Raw genomic sequence first — 16040 nt, 5'->3', positions numbered from 1 at the left:
TGAACGTTTGAAAACCCTCCATTGAGTTTTCAAGGTATAACGGTTTTCCGAATTGAACGCCACGAAAATCCTGCGCACGTGCAACATGAGTTTTCTTAGCGATGTCAACTCCGATAATTAATGTTTTGTCTGTTAGTTGTAAGATCTTTTCATTTTGTTTATAATTCATGTTAGTCCTCCTTGGTTTTTTTTAAGGGTCCATTTTGCTGATCAGCTTCGGACACCTCGTATCATACCAAGGGGGATTTTTTTGTTCAACTCTCATTTTGCTTTATTACAGGAATGCTTTCTGACCTTATAAATTATTGCTTAATAAATGCATTTAATGAGCGAATTTTCCATTAATTAATCAATATTTTCTTGACTACCCTGATAAAACAAGTTATATTAGTATCAAGCGAAGAAGATGTAAGGAATCATTACGAAAGACAGCTTCCATAGAAGTGGATGTTTGTATGATCCTACCTTCTATCGAAGCTGTTTTTATTTAAATGATTTCTGCTTATTTTCTTTGTATTACCACGTTCGTTTTACGTGAAAGAATCTAGGAGGATTATTTACATGCAAAATGGAGTAGTAAAATGGTTCAATGCTGAAAAAGGCTATGGATTTATCCAAATGGAAGAAGGAGATGATGTCTTCGTACATTATTCTGCTATCCAAGAAGAAGGGTTCAAATCATTGGAAGAAGGACAAGACGTAACCTTTGAAATTGTTGAAGGTGAGCGCGGTCCACAAGCTGCTAATGTAACAAAAGTTTAATTTACTCGTTGACTCTAACATAATAAAAGTGGTAATCCTTAAACGGGATTACCACTTTTCTGCGTATAAAATTATTGAACCTCTATTGTTAAAAAGGCATTTTGTTATCTATTATTTATATGATTTTGCCAGTGCTGCATTTTCCTCGGGAATTCGAATGAACAATAATAGTATATGTAGCAATGGAAAGATTAACGCTGTCCAAATTGCACCAAACAGTAATGGGATGAGCAGTAACTCTATTCCTACTATAATATAATTCGGATGCTTAACATATTTATATGGGCCCTTTTTAATAAGCGCAACTTTAGGTAAAACAATAATCTTTGTATTCCAAAACCTCCCAAGTGTATATATGCACCAGACTCTTCCGAATTGTGCTAGTAAAAAAATGAACAACAAAAAGAAGTTAATTGTAATTATTTCCTTTCGCCCAAAGAGCGCTTCAACGATGATAGACAGAAAGAAAAGGGTATGCAAAATAATAAACCATTTGTAATGCTTCTCCCCCACCTCTAATCCGCCACGTTGTTTCATCCACTCTTCATTACGTTTGGCAATGATGAGTTCAATAAATCTTTGACAAATGATGAATAATAACAATCCGGTCAATATCCAATATTCCACCTATTCATTCCCCCCATTCCACCAAGGCCAATTCAGAACTAAATCCTGGACCTAGGGCACTGATTATGCTTGGCGATTTACTCTGTGTTTTAGCTTGTGCGGTTAACCACTCGTATAAAACATAAAAAACTGTTGCGGATGACATATTACCGTGGTTACGTAACACGTCATACGAATGGATAAATTGATGTTTGGAAACACTTAATACAGCTTCCATAGCCTCTAACACCTTTGTACCTCCAGGATGGGCAATATATGTAGAAAACATAGATGGATCTATTTTTTCTTCCTTAAAAAATCGAAATAAATGTTCCTTCCATATCGTTTTAACCAATCCGGGAATCCGTTTCGAAAAGATTACTGCAAACCCGCTGTTTCTGACATCCCACCCCATAATGTCAATACTGTTTTTTTTCGTAAAAGAACTGGATTTAATTATTTTGGGGACCTGATATTTTTGATGTTCAACATATTTGGATTCTTCACCAATCAATAATACGGCTGCAATACCATCACCAAATAAAGCAGTCCCTACTAAATTACCCATGCTTTTATCATCTTTTTGAAATGTTAAACTACAAAGTTCACAACATATTACAAGCGCGGTTTTCGATTTATTCGCCCGGATCCACTCACTTGCTCTTGATAGACCGATCGCTCCCCCGGCACAGCCAAGCCCCCATAGTGGCATTCGTATGACGTCTTCCCTAAAATCCCTTTCGGTGATTAAATGTGCGTCCAAGGAAGGAGTGGCAATCCCTGTACTCGAAATAAACATAAGCATATCAACGGCTTCATAAGGAATATCTTTCGACAGTAATTCCTCGTTTGTTAAACAATGATCGGTCGCTTCCAATGACTTGTTTTTAGCCACTTGTAAATACAAATCATTTTTCTCTTTGAAATCATGATCTTTCTGAAGCCAATCTGCATTTGCGGCAAACTGTCTTTCATTGATCATGGCATTATCAAAGACGGGCATTAATTTATCCACTTCTCTATTCATTGACGGAAAAATCTTTTGAACTAATTGTTTTACTTGCTGCTGTTTCATTTTGTAATCCGGAATCCCTAACCCAACTGAAGAAATATAAGCCATTTTATTCACCTTTTTTTAGCTAGTATGTGCTCGTCTTCAAAAATTATCCTCCAAATGGCCACATTTCCTTCACATTCTTTTTAAACGAAAAGGTTTGTAAAACCACGGCAATCCTGTCTTCACGCGTTATTGAACAAATTGTGAATCGTTATGGAATCTGCTCAATTTCAGGATTGAATTGTGTATGATGAAAATAGAACAACATGCTAAATATTAATTTTAGATTGTCTGTTCAATTGGATTGTCACAGCAATTATATTTATTAAAAACAGCTACTCAATCAATGAAAGGAGTGATTATGCATGGCAAAAGTCGAGCAAACGCAAAAACAACAACCAATGAAAGATGAAGATTCGAAAGAACATTCTTTTAAAGGTACTTTTGTTTCTGTCATGTTGTTGGGAGGATTTTTAATCGTTAGTTGGATAGGCGTATGGGCTTTATTTTTATCACGTTAGCAGGAAGGGAGAAACTTACAAATGAATATGCATAAGTACGAAAAAATATGGTTAATATTCGGTACTGGTACGTTATTAGTATTTCTCGTAGTAGTTGGAATCAGTGCTTTTTATATGGGAAATCAACCGCCAAGCTGTGCGGTGACACTTGATCCAGAAAAAGTAGATGAAACAGAGCCCTTTGATGACCCTGGCTTAAAACAAATCGGAGACAATGAGTATCAACTAACGATTGTTGCTTCAGCTTTTAATTACGATGTTGGAACGGATGATAAAGTTGTACAAATTCCAAAAGGAGCAACTGTTCATTTTAATGTAACGACAAAAGATGTTGTACATGGCTTTGAACTCGCTGGAACAAACGTCAATATGATGCTTGAACCAGGGTATATCAGCACATATACAAACACATTTAAAAACGAAGGAAAATTTACGTTAGTTTGCAATGAATATTGTGGCGTTGGCCACCAGTTAATGGCAGCTACGATTGAGGTGATCGAATAATGATGAAATCAATTAGAAGTATTCAAACGAGTGATGCTAAACTGACGATGGCCCATATGTATGTCGCATTTGCTGCGCTATTTGTCGGTGCAAGCTGCGGATTATTACAAACATTGGAGCGATCTGGCAAATTTACTTTGCCGTTCGGAATCGGATACTATCAAATTTTAACCGTACATGGTGTCGTTCTTGGTCTTGTTTTAACTACATTTTTCATTTTAGGCTTTATGCTTGCCGCCCAAAGCAAAACAACCGGCGGATATAATTCTTTTGAACGTAAAACTGGTTGGATTGGTTTTTGGATGATGACGGCCGGGGTTATACTTACTACGATTTTCATATTATTGAACGAAGCGTCTGTACTATATACATTCTATGCGCCATTGATGGCCCATCCGGGATTTTATATTGGATTGACCCTCGTTATTATAGGTAGCTGGATTGTTGGCTTTATTATCTTTAAACGACATGCCAGATGGAGAAAAGAAAACAAGGGTGAGCGGACACCATTACTAAGCTATATGGCAGTTATTACAATGTTAATGTGGCAAATTGCAACATTGGGTGTTGCAGCAACCGTTTTGTTACAATTCATTCCGTGGTCTTTAGGGTTTACAGATTCGATTGACGTTTTAGTAAGTCGGACATTATTCTGGTATTTCGGGCACCCGCTTGTTTATTTCTGGCTTTTACCTGCATATATGATGTGGTATGCCATTATGCCCAAAATTATCGGAGGAAAGATTTTCTCTGATTCTCTCGCACGTTTGTCATTTATTTTATTGCTTTTGTTTTCCATTCCGGTAGGCTTTCACCACCAGCTAACAGAACCCGGTATTGATCCGTTCTGGAAGTATATCCAAGTTGTTTTAACATTTCTAGTTGTTATTCCATCATTAATGACTGCTTTTTCTCTGTTCGCTACATTTGAGGCAAGAGGTCGTGAACTTGGTGGAAAAGGGTTATTTGGCTGGGTTAAAAAAATGCCTTGGAAAGATGTACGCTTTCTTGCACCGTTTATCGGAATGGTCTGGTTTATTCCAGGTGGTGCCGGTGGAATCATTAATGCATCCAATCAGATGAACCAAGTTGTGCACAACACCATTTGGGTAACGGGGCACTTTCATTTAACAGCGGCTACATCTGTAATGTTAACGTTCTTTGGAATCGCTTATTGGTTGATTCCTTCCGTGACGGGTCGTAAATTAACGGCTAAAATGAATAAATGGGGCATTATCCAAACAGCTGTCTGGTCTGTAGGGATGGCAATTATGTCCGGTGCAATGCATTGGCAAGGTTTGTTAGGTGGACCGCGTCGTTCCGCTTACTCAGAGTATGCAGGAAATGCTGATACTGCGGCTTGGGGAAGCTACCAAGTAGCACAGGCGGTCGGAGGATCGATTTTATTTATTGGCATGATTATCATGTTAGTCGTATTTATCAACTTAGCATTCTTTGCTCCTAAAGGAAAGCAAGAATTCCCAATCGCAGAAGTTTCTGAAAGCTCAGGCACTACTCCTAAAGTGCTTGAAAATTGGAAGTTATGGATTGGTGTCACGGTGGCTCTTATTTTATTCGCCTATACCATACCATTTATCGATATCATTCAAAATGCACCTCCGGGATCACCTGGTTTTAAATTATGGTAAAAAATTAGTAATCAAAATCGAGTTTTTGGGCACAAGCATTTATTGCTTAAGATCTCTATGTAAAGAAAAGCGCTAGCGCCCTGCCTAGAAACGTAGCGACTGGACTGAAGCAACTAAGATAAAGGAATCACGATGAGCACGCGAATCGATGATGACTTTCACCCAAGGGCATAAGGGCGACTAAGCCTCTGGCTAAAGCCATCGGCAAGTCTTCTTTATCGCAAGACGCTGCAGGAAGTCGCCTAGTTTCTGGGCTAGCAGGCTTAGAACGCCACGTCCTGTGGCTACGCCTGCACTAGAACATCCTGTATGTCGAAGCTAGACAGCTATGCACAAAATTTTATACTTTCTGACCTACTCAAAAAGAGGAGGGAAAAAATAACCTTCCCCCTCTTCTATTTTCAGTGATACAGGTCTGAAATGGAGGAAAGTTACGTGAAAAAAATATACATCACATTTGGAATTTTGCTCGTATTAGGTATTTCGGCAGGAATATTTTATTTACAAGTAGTCAGACCGAGCAATGCTGAGTTACCATCTGACATTGTTATGGAAACAATATTTGAAGAAGCATATACGTTTGACAATGAACCTGAAAAAGCACGATTAGTCGAATTTATGTATACGAATTGCCCGGACGTTTGTCCAGTAACAACATTGGAAATGTCAAAATTGCGTAATTCGCTTGAAAATGAAGGGGTATTTGGCGATCAAGTGGAGTTTATTACGATAACTATTGATCCAAGTTATGATACACAAGAAGTGCTCGCGGATTATGCAAGCCGGTTCGAAGTTACCTCCCCTGATGATGGATGGACATTCATCAGGGGTTCGGAAGAGGATACGAAAAAAATTGCCGATTCATTAGGATTTATGTATCGTGATCCGGGAACCGGTGATATCATTCATTCCACTTTCACTTATTTTATCGATGAAAATAATAACTTAACTGAAAAGTTTGCAATGGGTAATGGGTTTGACCGTGACAAAGTATATAGAAGAATAATGAGCTCGATTAATTAACGAACAAGAATCGTGATAAAAGATAAGCTCCCCTTAAGCCTTTAGATTAGTATAAATTCGTTGGCTGGTGGAGCTTATTTCACTATATTACTTAAATTTTATTTCCAAAATATTGATAATAATCGGTTCGAATAAAACCATTAAACAATTTTCTTTTTTTTGTTGGCTTTTTTCCGATACATTTCTCAAAATCTTCAAATGCCGTTAGTATATACATACTCCAAGTTGGGTTTTCTGCGATAATTTTGCCTAATGACTGATACATCTTCGTTATTTCTTTTTTATCACCAATACGTAAGCCATATGGTGGATTACCGATAATATATCCGTTTTTTTGCTTTAAGGACAGGTCGCTTACTTGCATTTGCTTCCATTCAATAAGATCTCCCAACCCTGCTTCCATGGCGTTTGCTTTTGCTATACTAACCATCTGGTGGTCGATATCAGAACCAATAATATGAAGTTCCTGATCATAGTTCGCTAAATCTTCCGCTTCTTCCAAAGCTTGTTCCCACATTTTAGTATTTATAAAGCTCCAATTTTCAGAGGCAAATTCTCGATTGAATCCCGGTGCGACATTTTGGCCAATCAACGCTGCTTCAATAGCAATTGTTCCTGAACCGCAAAAAGGGTCAATCAATGCTTCGTTTGGATTCCAATTTGTAAGTGATACTAACGCTGCTGCGAGCGTCTCCTTTAATGGTGCATCCCCTTGCCCTGTTCGATAACCTCTTTTATGTAATCCAACACCTGAAGTATCAAGGGTCAACGTGGCGATATCTTTATTTATAGCAACTTCAACTTTAAATAGCGCTCCTGTCTCCGGCATTCTGGAGGCAAGTCCATATTTAAGCTTAAGTCGCTCAACGATCGCTTTTTTTACGATCGCCTGGCAATCCGGAACACTGTACAAAGTAGATTTTTGTGATTTCCCTGATACAGGGAATTGTCCATCCTCGCTAATGACATTTTCCCATGGCAAGGCTTTCGTAGCCTCAAAAAGTTCATCAAATGTCGTTGCTTCGAATTCCCCTACATGTACTTTTAACCGATCCGCGGTGCGCAACCATAAATTACACCGAGGGATGGCTGACACAGGTGCGTCAAAAACGATTTTCCCATTAGCAACGGTTGGTTGATACCCTAATTCTTTTACTTCATTCGCTACAACAGATTCTAGCCCCATAGCTGCTGTTGCAATTAATGTTATTGATTGAGTCATAAAAATTCCCTCTCAAAATAAAATGGTAGTATCAGTTTAGCATAATTGCTTGCCATTTAACCAATTATTATTTACCTCTTTAATACAAAAAAACTTATTTAACAGTTTACACTACTAAATAAGTTCTCTCGAAGACCGTTGAATACTTGATAAGCCATGTTCTGTTCCATTGTACTCAATAACGGTGGTCAGCCTTGTACGCCGGACATAATCATTTATCTACAAGAAATCTTGTCCCTTTTTCGGTTGATTTCCCTAATCAAGGGTGCCCCTACCATTGTTTGGGTTGCTCACTCATGGGGTTTACCCGTTCCACCCGACTTGTTTCCAAATCGGTTTCGTCACTGTGGCACTTTCAAGGCTTCCTCCATATCAAAGGACGTAGGAGGGATGCCTGCCGTTAACCATAATGGTTACCTTGACTTATGATTTCGTCAAGCATGAACACTACAAACATCTCAGTTTGTGTGAGCATGGACTTTCCTCAACACGTATTACCGTGCAGCGATTACGTAAGTATTCAACATCACATATAATATTATAACATAAATACCCTATTCGTTCATTAGTAAAATCCAGGGAACTATCTATATAGAGGATTTGATCTAATCATACATTCATGAATCAATATCGGCATATTTTTTTCCAAAAACGGTTTTCTCTAAATTGGACAATCTTTTTAACACATCATAATTTACCTGATGATTATGGTTAGTCGCCCTCGGCCTCGTATGTTCTGAATTTTTCCTAAGTCTTTCATTTTCCTGTGTTAATCTCTCAATGTGTTGTTGAAATGCATTATAGTCCTTTATTATTGTGTCAAGAAATTCATCAACTTCTTCTTGTTTATACCCACGCATAGCAACTTTAAATTCTTTTTCAAGAATATCTTTATTTGTTAACTGGATTTGATCGAAATTCACGTTATTCACCTCAAACTCATTATTAATAAATTAACATCGATTCATTATATTATCAACTAATTTTAGTATACGTTTATTTTATACCAAATGCTAACTAACATTATAGCATAAAAAAAGAAGCTGAAAACTGCTTCTTGAAAATAAGTCATTCTTTTCATACATCCATATCTTCTGATACAAAAGCAAAAGGCAAAAGCTTTCCCATAGAAATTGTTTTTATTTCACCGTGCAAATTAGCTAGATGTATTTGAACGTCTTCATCAAAGAACTCACTCATTACTTGTCGGCAAATTCCGCATGGAGGCACTGGTCGTTTTGTATCCGCTATAACTGCAAGCTGATCAAATTTCGATTCCCCATTTGCTATTGCATTAAACATGGCTACTCTCTCTGCACAGCAAGTAGCGGGATATGCTGCGTTTTCAATATTGCATCCCGTAAAGATGTTTCCATTTTTAGTTAGAACAGCGGCACCTACTGCAAAATTGGAATAAGGCACATGGGCGCGCATTCTTACCCTTTCTGCTTCTTTTATTAATTTCCCCTTCATGACGAGCTCCTCTCTCGTAATTCGTTCAGTAACTGATTAAAAATGTAAGAGCATGAATGGTTCAGCTCCATATACCTTTTGCGTCTTTCATCTACATAATAACTATGTAATATGATCATTTCCACATTTTCTTTTGTGGAATTAATTTGTTGGGGATGTACCTTTATTATTCTTTGTTTTGTTGCTTGAAGTGCTGCACTCTCCCACTCTTCCAGAAGATTATATATTGGTGTCGTTTTTTCCTTCATTGCAAGAAAAAACTGCTTGTCGTTCTTACTTTCCGGTTTTTCACCCTTTTCATACCGGAGTTTTAACTGTTCTAGTTCAACCTGAAGTTGTTCTGTCATTTTTTTTAATTCGGACATACATAACCCGCCTTACTTTTACTATTGCTTTAAATGTACCATTTTAAATAAGGATAGCGCAAGCGCTCGACGAGACTACTTTGCGTATGAAATATGCACCATCAAACGAACATGGGTACAGTCAAACTCGGTTGTCGCAGATGCATATACTACATTTTGAAGACTGCAATATCAATGCTCACCCTCACCTAAACACAAAAAATAATACCTATTTATAAAATAGGCATTAAAGAAAAATGAAAAGTCTATTCAAATTTATTAATCATTGCTTTTAGTTCTTGAATGTTTTTATATTGGTTATCATAGTCATAGACGATTTCATTTTCAATCGTAGTTGTTATTTTCTGATCCATTAAACGAATTTGATTAGAAAGGTGCAACAATGACTTATCCATTTCTTCTATACATTTATAATTTGCCATGCCAGTCAATTCTATTGCTACTGCCATAAAATTCACCACACTTTTTAGATTTACGCTACTTATTCGGTTTCTTTGCACCTTCTCCTTCCGAGTCGACAAAACTAGAATTAATGAAACAAAACTAGTGCTTATACGCGAATAATTGCATAATATTTGATAAATGACCTAAGAACTTGAAAAATGGAAACAATTTATTAAATAATAGTGAAATAACTAATGAAAATTAGGCCGAATAACTATTTTGATATATAATAGTTATGATAATAATTCAAATCACACAAATTCAATTCAAAAAGTAATCAATGATGTACGATGTTAGGAGGTCTAAGATGCAATATCCAAACGGACTGAAGAAAAATTCGTTTCAACAGACGCGGTCAAGGGAAAGCTTTAGTAATCGCGGGATGACGTTGGAGGAAGATATCAATGAAACGAACAATTATTATTTACATACGAACAAGGCTATCATCCATAAAAAACCTACCCCTGTTCAAATCGTTCGGGTTCATTATCCAAAACGAAGTGCAGCAGTCATTACGGAAGGTTATTTTAAACAAGCATCAACAACGGATTATAACGGCCTATACCGAAATCAGTATATTGATTTCGAAGCGAAGGAAACAAAAAACAAAACGTTATTTCCACTGGCAAATATCCATGAACATCAACTGAACCACATGAGATCAATTGTTGAACACGGGGGAATCAGTTTTTTAATTATACGCTTCACATTATATAATGAAACTTACTTTCTTAAAGCACAAACCTTATTTTCATGTTGGGATGAAAAGGAAATAGGTGGGAAGAAGTCAATTCCCTATGAAAAGATAAAGCAAGAAGGCTATTTAATTCCTTGGAAGTATACAACGAGAGTCGACTATTTACAAATTATCGATAAGCTTTATTTTTAGAACGGAGGAATGGAGTATGGCAGATAATGGCCAATCTCGAACAGCAAGAAGAAAACAATTAAAATCAAAACAAAAACCGGTATGGAAAAATATAGCGAAAATTATTTTCATGATCGGCTTACTCATCGGTCTTGGGGTAGCTATTTTATTTTCATATTATATTGTCACTGCACCTGACATTGATGCAGCCAAATTGTCAGATCCTTTTTCATCGAAAATTTATAATAAAGATGGTGAATTTGTAACAGATATAGCGGCTGACGAAAAGCGAACAAAAGTTGAATACGAAGATTTGCCGGAAGTACTTATTGACGCTGTTACCGCTACCGAGGATGCTCGCTTTTTCAAACATTCCGGTATTGACATAAGACGTATCGGCGGAGCCATTATGGCCAATATTACGAACGGATTCGGTTCGGAAGGCGCTAGTACAATTACACAACAAGTAGTAGAAAATGCATTTTTAACTTCTGACAAAAAAATAAAATTAAAAGTACAGGAACAGTGGCTTGCCTTAAAACTAGAAAGAAAATATTCTAAAGAACAAATAATGGAAATGTATTTGAACAAAATATTTTATGGTAGCGGAGCTTATGGAGTAGCAAAAGCTTCAGAAATTTATTTTGGAAAAACAGATTTGCATGAATTAACGCTCGTGGAAGCCGCCACTTTAGCCGGTCTTCCACAGCGTCCATCAGCTTATAACCCATATAACAATCCTGAATTGATGAAAGAACGTGTAGACACCGTGTTAAACCTAATGGTGCGCCACGACAAAATAACAGAGGAGCAAGCGAACGAAGCTAGACAAGTGGAAATCGCCTCCCTATTGACGGAAAAACGTCCTGATTCAAAAAAATACGAATCATTTATTCAAAAAGTAGAAAAAGAAGTTCGTGAAAAAGTGGATGGGGCAAATATTAATACTGATGGGCTGAAAATATATACAACACTTGATAACAGTGTTCAAGAGCACGTTGAATTCCTATTAACTGATAGTGAAGAAAATCCGATCCCATATCCTGATGAAGACCTGCAAGCAGGTATGGTTGTTGTTGATACAAAGACTGGAGCAATTCGGGCTATTGGCGGCAGTCGGAATAACGAAAACGTGGATGGCTGGAACTATGCTTATAACGACCAGGGTAGACAGGCTGGTTCAACGTTTAAGCCATTATTGGCTTATGGTCCAGCAATTGAATATGAGAAGTGGTCCACGTATCATCAATTGAATGATGACAAACCATATAAAATTGGCGATATCGAATTTCGAAATCATAATCGACGATATCAAGGCTGGATGTCTGCTCGGTATGCTTTAAAGCATTCGTTAAACGTTCCTACATTAAAGACAGCAGATGAAATTGGACTAGATCGAGTTAAAACATTCGCAGAAGGTCTTGGCATCGATTTTTATGATGATAATATAAATATCGGAGACGTTATCGGTGGATCTACTACAAATTCTACACCGCTTGAATTAGCCGGAGCTTACAGTGCTTTTGGAAATGAAGGAATCTATAATGAACCATATACAGTTACTAAAGTTGAATTTCCGGATGGATCAAGCGTGGATTTAAAGCCGGAATCTAAAGCTGCTATGTCCGACTACACCGCCTATATGGTTACGGATATGCTGAAATCGGTCGTTAAGGATGGTACGGGAACAAATGCAAATATACCGGGGTTACATGTAGCCGGAAAAACTGGAACAACAAACTTAGAAGATAAAAAAGGTGCAAATAACTCCTGGTTTGCAGGCTATACAACCAACTATACGATTTCTGTCTGGACGGGGTATGATGACCATAAAAGAATCATTGAAAACACGCAAATACCACATTACTTGTTTAAAAATACGATGACGGAAATATCTGAAGGAATTGATACACCTGACTTTGTAAAACCGAGCTCAGTTGTTGAAGTTGCCGTTGAAAAAGGATCTAATCCTGCAAAGCTTCCGAGTGAATATACACCGAAAGAAAACATAGTGACGGAGCTTTTTGTAAAAGGACATGAGCCTACAAAACAATCCGAAAAGTTCGATCAACTTGATCCGGTCAGTGATTTAACAGCAACATACGATGAAGAATCGAATGCCATAGATGTAGAGTGGAGCTATTCTTCTGAAGATGATATTTCATTTGAAGTAAGCGGAGATGTTAATGGGCAAATGAGCCAAATTTCAACAACTGAAGATACTTCTCTTTCTATTTCAGAAGTAGAGCCTGGTAGAGAATATACTTTCCAAGTTGTTGCAATTAATAATGAAAACAATATGAAGAGTGATGCTAAATCAGCGAGCGTTATCGTTCCAGAAGAGGAGGAAGAGGAGGAAGAAGAAAGTGAGGACAATGAAGAAATCGAAGAAGATGAAGCCGACGAGAATGAAGATTCAGATAATCAGCAGACAAATATCCCACCGGTAAGTGGTCTTTCATCAAACTATAATAAAGACCAGAAAATTGTTGATGTTTCTTGGCAATACAATGGCCCACCAGCATCTTTTGAAGTCGATGTAAATGGGAAAAAACAAACAGTTCAATCAAAGGGGATCGAAATTAGTGGTGCTTCACCCGGAAGTATGACCATTACAGTGGTACCAATTGGATCAAATGGAGCAAACAATGGTGTAAAAGGTGAAGCGCGAAGTATTAAACAGGAAGTACCTGCAGAAGAAAACAATGAAAATCAGGAAGAAAGTTAATTTAAAATGGCTGTCACTAATGACTGTAATTGACATTAGTGACAGCCATTATTTAATGAATGTTTTAGCTGTGCATGCTTTTTTATGTGAAATTCTCGCTTTTTAATCCACTTGAGCACGTTGCAGTTTTTTCATTCTCTTCTTCCCTTCCCTGCAAATACCTAGGAGTGGGCATTCCGGACACTCGGGGTTTCTAGCTTTACAGTGATATCTGCCGAAAAAAATCATCCGATGATGTGTGTTCCCCCACTCTTCCATCGGGACCTTTTTCATTAATGTATTTTCTACTTCCAAAACAGAATCTTTCCACCTACAGATCGCTAAACGCTTGGAAACCCGTTCCACATGTGTATCAACTGCTATCGCAGGCTTGTTAAATGCTACGGAGAGAACGACATTCGCTGTTTTTCTCCCAACACCTGCAAGCCCAATTAATTGCTCCCTTGTTTGAGGAACAATGCCGTTATACTCATCGAGCAACGAATTACAGAGCTTTTGAATATTTCTTGCTTTTGTGCGGTTTAAACCAATGGAACGAATATCTTCTTGCAACTCTTCCACCGTGACAGCTAAATAATCTTCCGGAGTTTTATATTTTTTAAATAAATCTTTCGTTACTTTGTTCACTAATACATCTGTACACTGTGCAGACAACAAGACGGCAATTACTAACTCAAAAGGATTGGAATGATGTAACTCACATTCAGCATGGGGAAACATCTCCTCCATTACATCCAAGACATAGGTTATTTGTTTTTTTGTTAGCAATATTACTCCTCCCCCTTCAGCCAGTTATAATAAATGGACGTATCTCTTTTGACAGGTTGATACTGTTTGTTTACTTGGTTGCTGCGAAAGTTTTTACCCGCATCCCTGGCTTGCTCCACTGAATGAATGCCTTTCTTTTTCCATTCCCGTAGAATGCGATCGATATATTTAAAATTGAGTTTCCCCATTAAAACAGACTCTCTTAATCCTGCTTTGATTAGAGCTGGTGATATTTTGTCTTCATCAAGCCACACATTGATCGTTTCTATTTCAAACGGGGAAAGTGGTCTGCCAAATTCCTGCTCAAACAGGATAAATAAACTACCTTCTTGTAAGTCGTTTTGGTCATTATTTTGCTCCGTAAATAACTTTTCCCACAAAGGATTTAAACTATATGCTTCACTTAATTGATTCTTATCATTTTTTGACTGTTTAATTTCCAGTACATTACGCTGGATTAATTTACGTAAAATATTAGCGCATTCCTTTTCATTGATCGTTAAATGACTTGCTAATTCTAAAGGTGTAGGAAAATTGTTTTTGTTTTGCAAAAACCGATGAATTTGTAAGATGACCATAACTTCGTGTTCATTTAACCCTATGGACGTATAAGAAGTTATTAGTTTGGACGGGATTGTAAATTGATCGATTAACATTTGTTGTATATCGACATGTTTCATCATAAAAACACCTCTTTTGTTAGTATATCATGGATTATCCGTAATTTATCATTATCTATATTTTAAAAACATTAACTAAAGAAAGCCGACGATATTCCGAACGGCTTTAAAAATATCCATGATATTCATTGCTGTAACATTAAAATCCCTTGCGAAGAGCAAGGGATAATGGTCATGTTTTATGTTATGATTGATGTTTAATAACAAAACGATGAATACGCTTGGCTGCTTCTTCTAATATGTCGATCGACGTGGCGTACGATAGACGGACATTGTCCGGTGCGCCAAATCCGGATCCCGGAACAAGTGCTACCTTTTCTTCATCAAGGAGTGCAGTCACCCAGTCATCAACCGTTTGGAAACCATTTATTTTCGCAGCTTCTTTTACGTTTGGAAACAAATAAAAGGCGCCATTCGGCTTCTTACATGAAATGCCCGGAATATCAATAAGCAATTGATATAATGTGTCCAGTCTCTCGGAAAATGTTTCCCTCATCTTAATTGTCGGGTCTGTTTCCGCTTGGTATGCGGCAAGTGCGGCATATTGTGCAATTGAAGTCGGGTTGGATGTTGCATGAGATGCATGGTTTGTCATTGCCTTAATGATAGCTTCAGGTCCTGCAGCATAGCCGATTCTCCATCCTGTCATAGCATGAGACTTGCTCACACCATTAATTACAACGGTTTGTGCTTTTAACTTATCCGACAGCTGAGCAACTGATAAATGCTTGTCATCTGTATAAATCAACTTTTCATAAATTTCATCAGATACGATTAAAAGATCATTTTTTAAGCAAACTTCTCCTAATTTTTCCAATTCATCGCGACTGTACATCATCCCAGTTGGATTGCTCGGTGAATTAATAATCATTGCTTTTGTTTTACTTGTAATTGACTGTTCCAGCTGTTCAGGTGTTAATTTAAAATTATTTTCTTCCAAGGCATTTACGAAAACAGGTTTTCCACTTGCAAGCTTGATTTGTTCAGGGTAACTAACCCAATAAGGCGTTGGGACGATTACTTCATCACCTTCGTCCAGAATTGCTTGAAATAAAGTGTATAATGCATGCTTCGCACCGGTCGTTACAATAATTTCGTTGTTTCTGTACAATAAATCATTATCATCTTGAAACTTTTTTGCAATTGTTTCTTTTAAATCCAAAATACCGCCGGATGGGGTATATTTTGTCATTCCCTCATCCATTGCTTTTTTTGCAGCTTTTAGGATGTACTCAGGGGTGTTAAAATCCGGTTCACCAACTCCAAGGCCAATCACGTCGTGGCCTTCCTGTTTTAACTCTTTCGCTTTTGCTGAAATTGCCAATGTTGATGAAGGAGTAAGCGTGTTAACTCTGTTTGCTAATTTCATA

Annotated in this window: 17 protein-coding genes, 1 other RNA gene and 1 pseudogene; 7 read left to right on the top strand and 12 right to left on the bottom strand. The window is 37.4% G+C overall.

Annotation, left to right across the window (positions count from 1 at the left end; genetic code table 11):
* Positions 1–169, bottom strand: a pseudogene (locus tag ACLIBG_RS07870) (IS110 family transposase); the annotation flags it as partial.
* A gap of 392 nt (positions 170–561) precedes the next feature.
* On the opposite strand from ACLIBG_RS07870, the gene ACLIBG_RS07865 reads away from it, so the two are divergent.
* The gene (locus ACLIBG_RS07865; protein WP_439312213.1) at positions 562–762 is read left to right on the top strand and encodes a cold-shock protein; all 201 of its coding nucleotides are present in this window, start codon (positions 562–564) and stop codon (positions 760–762) included.
* A gap of 111 nt (positions 763–873) precedes the next feature.
* Here ACLIBG_RS07865 and ACLIBG_RS07860 read toward each other — a convergent pair whose 3' ends face one another.
* Entirely contained in the window at positions 874–1389 is a 516-nt protein-coding gene (locus ACLIBG_RS07860) for an isoprenylcysteine carboxyl methyltransferase family protein (RefSeq protein ID WP_439312212.1), read from the bottom strand.
* Between the two features lie 4 nt (positions 1390–1393).
* The gene (locus tag ACLIBG_RS07855) at positions 1394–2488 is read right to left on the bottom strand and encodes a type III polyketide synthase (protein WP_439312211.1); all 1095 of its coding nucleotides are present in this window, start codon (positions 2486–2488) and stop codon (positions 1394–1396) included.
* 302 nt (positions 2489–2790) lie between these two features.
* Between ACLIBG_RS07855 and ACLIBG_RS07850 the strand changes: the two genes are divergently transcribed.
* The 4 genes from ACLIBG_RS07850 (at position 2791) to ACLIBG_RS07835 (ending at position 6122) form a co-directional block, all read left to right on the top strand.
* The gene (locus tag ACLIBG_RS07850) at positions 2791–2946 is read left to right on the top strand and encodes a cytochrome c oxidase subunit 2A (RefSeq protein WP_439312210.1); all 156 of its coding nucleotides are present in this window, start codon (positions 2791–2793) and stop codon (positions 2944–2946) included.
* 21 nt (positions 2947–2967) lie between these two features.
* Complete coding sequence (locus ACLIBG_RS07845) at positions 2968–3450, top strand: cytochrome c oxidase subunit II (RefSeq protein ID WP_439312209.1); 483 nt, start codon at positions 2968–2970, stop codon at positions 3448–3450.
* Between the two features lie 2 nt (positions 3451–3452).
* Positions 3453–5099: a b(o/a)3-type cytochrome-c oxidase subunit 1 gene (locus ACLIBG_RS07840; RefSeq protein ID WP_439312214.1), complete on the top strand. Its 1647-nt coding sequence runs from the start codon at positions 3453–3455 to the stop codon at positions 5097–5099.
* Between the two features lie 435 nt (positions 5100–5534).
* Positions 5535–6122, top strand: a complete 588-nt coding sequence (locus ACLIBG_RS07835) for an SCO family protein (RefSeq protein ID WP_439312208.1) — start codon at positions 5535–5537, stop codon at positions 6120–6122.
* 91 nt (positions 6123–6213) lie between these two features.
* Here ACLIBG_RS07835 and ACLIBG_RS07830 read toward each other — a convergent pair whose 3' ends face one another.
* The 6 genes from ACLIBG_RS07830 to ACLIBG_RS07805 all read right to left on the bottom strand — a co-directional run bounded on the left by ACLIBG_RS07830 (position 6214) and on the right by ACLIBG_RS07805 (position 9631).
* Complete coding sequence (locus ACLIBG_RS07830) at positions 6214–7344, bottom strand: THUMP domain-containing class I SAM-dependent RNA methyltransferase (protein ID WP_439312207.1); 1131 nt, start codon at positions 7342–7344, stop codon at positions 6214–6216.
* 145 nt (positions 7345–7489) lie between these two features.
* Positions 7490–7864, bottom strand: an RNA gene (gene rnpB, locus ACLIBG_RS07825) — RNase P RNA component class B.
* Positions 7865–7961: 97 nt separating this feature from the next.
* Complete coding sequence (gpsB, locus tag ACLIBG_RS07820) at positions 7962–8267, bottom strand: cell division regulator GpsB (protein WP_439312206.1); 306 nt, start codon at positions 8265–8267, stop codon at positions 7962–7964.
* A 154-nt stretch (positions 8268–8421) separates the two neighbouring features.
* Positions 8422–8817: a cytidine deaminase gene (gene cdd, locus ACLIBG_RS07815; protein WP_439312205.1), complete on the bottom strand. Its 396-nt coding sequence runs from the start codon at positions 8815–8817 to the stop codon at positions 8422–8424.
* A complete protein-coding gene (locus tag ACLIBG_RS07810; RefSeq protein ID WP_439312204.1) occupies positions 8814–9182 on the bottom strand; it encodes a DUF1798 family protein in 369 nt (122 codons plus the stop codon). The genes cdd and ACLIBG_RS07810 overlap by 4 nt, the downstream gene beginning before the upstream one ends.
* Positions 9183–9427: 245 nt before the next feature.
* Positions 9428–9631, bottom strand: a complete 204-nt coding sequence (locus tag ACLIBG_RS07805; RefSeq protein ID WP_439312203.1) for a hypothetical protein — start codon at positions 9629–9631, stop codon at positions 9428–9430.
* Between the two features lie 302 nt (positions 9632–9933).
* Between ACLIBG_RS07805 and recU the strand changes: the two genes are divergently transcribed.
* Positions 9934–10515 carry a Holliday junction resolvase RecU gene (recU, locus tag ACLIBG_RS07800; protein WP_439312202.1) on the top strand — a complete coding sequence of 194 codons (582 nt, stop codon included), beginning with the start codon at positions 9934–9936 and terminating at the stop codon, positions 10513–10515.
* Between the two features lie 16 nt (positions 10516–10531).
* Positions 10532–13222 carry a PBP1A family penicillin-binding protein gene (locus ACLIBG_RS07795; protein ID WP_439312201.1) on the top strand — a complete coding sequence of 897 codons (2691 nt, stop codon included), beginning with the start codon at positions 10532–10534 and terminating at the stop codon, positions 13220–13222.
* Between the two features lie 102 nt (positions 13223–13324).
* On the opposite strand, the gene nth is transcribed toward ACLIBG_RS07795, so the two are convergent.
* From nth to ACLIBG_RS07780, 3 genes are all read right to left on the bottom strand, one after another.
* On the bottom strand, positions 13325–13990 hold the full coding sequence (gene nth / locus ACLIBG_RS07790; protein WP_439312200.1) for an endonuclease III: 666 nt from the start codon (positions 13988–13990) through the stop codon (positions 13325–13327).
* A 2-nt stretch (positions 13991–13992) separates the two neighbouring features.
* Positions 13993–14673, bottom strand: a complete 681-nt coding sequence (locus ACLIBG_RS07785) for a DnaD domain-containing protein (RefSeq protein ID WP_439312199.1) — start codon at positions 14671–14673, stop codon at positions 13993–13995.
* Positions 14674–14854: 181 nt separating this feature from the next.
* Positions 14855–16039, bottom strand: coding sequence for a pyridoxal phosphate-dependent aminotransferase (locus tag ACLIBG_RS07780; protein ID WP_439312198.1), 1185 nt, complete (start codon positions 16037–16039; stop codon positions 14855–14857).
* Position 16040: the final 1 nt, after the last annotated feature.

The organism is Virgibacillus sp. W0181, from assembly GCF_051846915.1.
Taxonomy (GTDB): domain Bacteria; phylum Bacillota; class Bacilli; order Bacillales; family Amphibacillaceae; genus JBPYCR01.
The sequence above is the reverse complement of the archived record's forward strand: the minus strand, read 5'-3'. Positions and strand labels throughout refer to the sequence as shown.

Excerpts from the sequence above, each read along its gene's own strand:
- ACLIBG_RS07865 (WP_439312213.1), top strand. The coding sequence starts at position 562 with ATGCAAAATGGAGTAGTAAAATGGTTCAATGCTGAAAAAGGCTATGGA.
- ACLIBG_RS07855 (WP_439312211.1), bottom strand. The coding sequence starts at position 2,488 with ATGGCTTATATTTCTTCAGTTGGGTTAGGGATTCCGGATTACAAAATG.
- ACLIBG_RS07850 (WP_439312210.1), top strand. The coding sequence starts at position 2,791 with ATGGCAAAAGTCGAGCAAACGCAAAAACAACAACCAATGAAAGATGAA.
- ACLIBG_RS07845 (WP_439312209.1), top strand. The coding sequence starts at position 2,968 with ATGAATATGCATAAGTACGAAAAAATATGGTTAATATTCGGTACTGGT.
- ACLIBG_RS07840 (WP_439312214.1), top strand. The coding sequence starts at position 3,453 with ATGAAATCAATTAGAAGTATTCAAACGAGTGATGCTAAACTGACGATG.
- ACLIBG_RS07830 (WP_439312207.1), bottom strand. The coding sequence starts at position 7,344 with ATGACTCAATCAATAACATTAATTGCAACAGCAGCTATGGGGCTAGAA.
- cdd (WP_439312205.1), bottom strand. The coding sequence starts at position 8,817 with ATGAAGGGGAAATTAATAAAAGAAGCAGAAAGGGTAAGAATGCGCGCC.
- ACLIBG_RS07810 (WP_439312204.1), bottom strand. The coding sequence starts at position 9,182 with ATGTCCGAATTAAAAAAAATGACAGAACAACTTCAGGTTGAACTAGAA.
- ACLIBG_RS07805 (WP_439312203.1), bottom strand. The coding sequence starts at position 9,631 with ATGGCAGTAGCAATAGAATTGACTGGCATGGCAAATTATAAATGTATA.
- recU (WP_439312202.1), top strand. The coding sequence starts at position 9,934 with ATGCAATATCCAAACGGACTGAAGAAAAATTCGTTTCAACAGACGCGG.
- ACLIBG_RS07795 (WP_439312201.1), top strand. The coding sequence starts at position 10,532 with ATGGCAGATAATGGCCAATCTCGAACAGCAAGAAGAAAACAATTAAAA.
- ACLIBG_RS07785 (WP_439312199.1), bottom strand. The coding sequence starts at position 14,673 with ATGATGAAACATGTCGATATACAACAAATGTTAATCGATCAATTTACA.
- ACLIBG_RS07780 (WP_439312198.1), bottom strand. The coding sequence starts at position 16,039 with ATGAAATTAGCAAACAGAGTTAACACGCTTACTCCTTCATCAACATTG.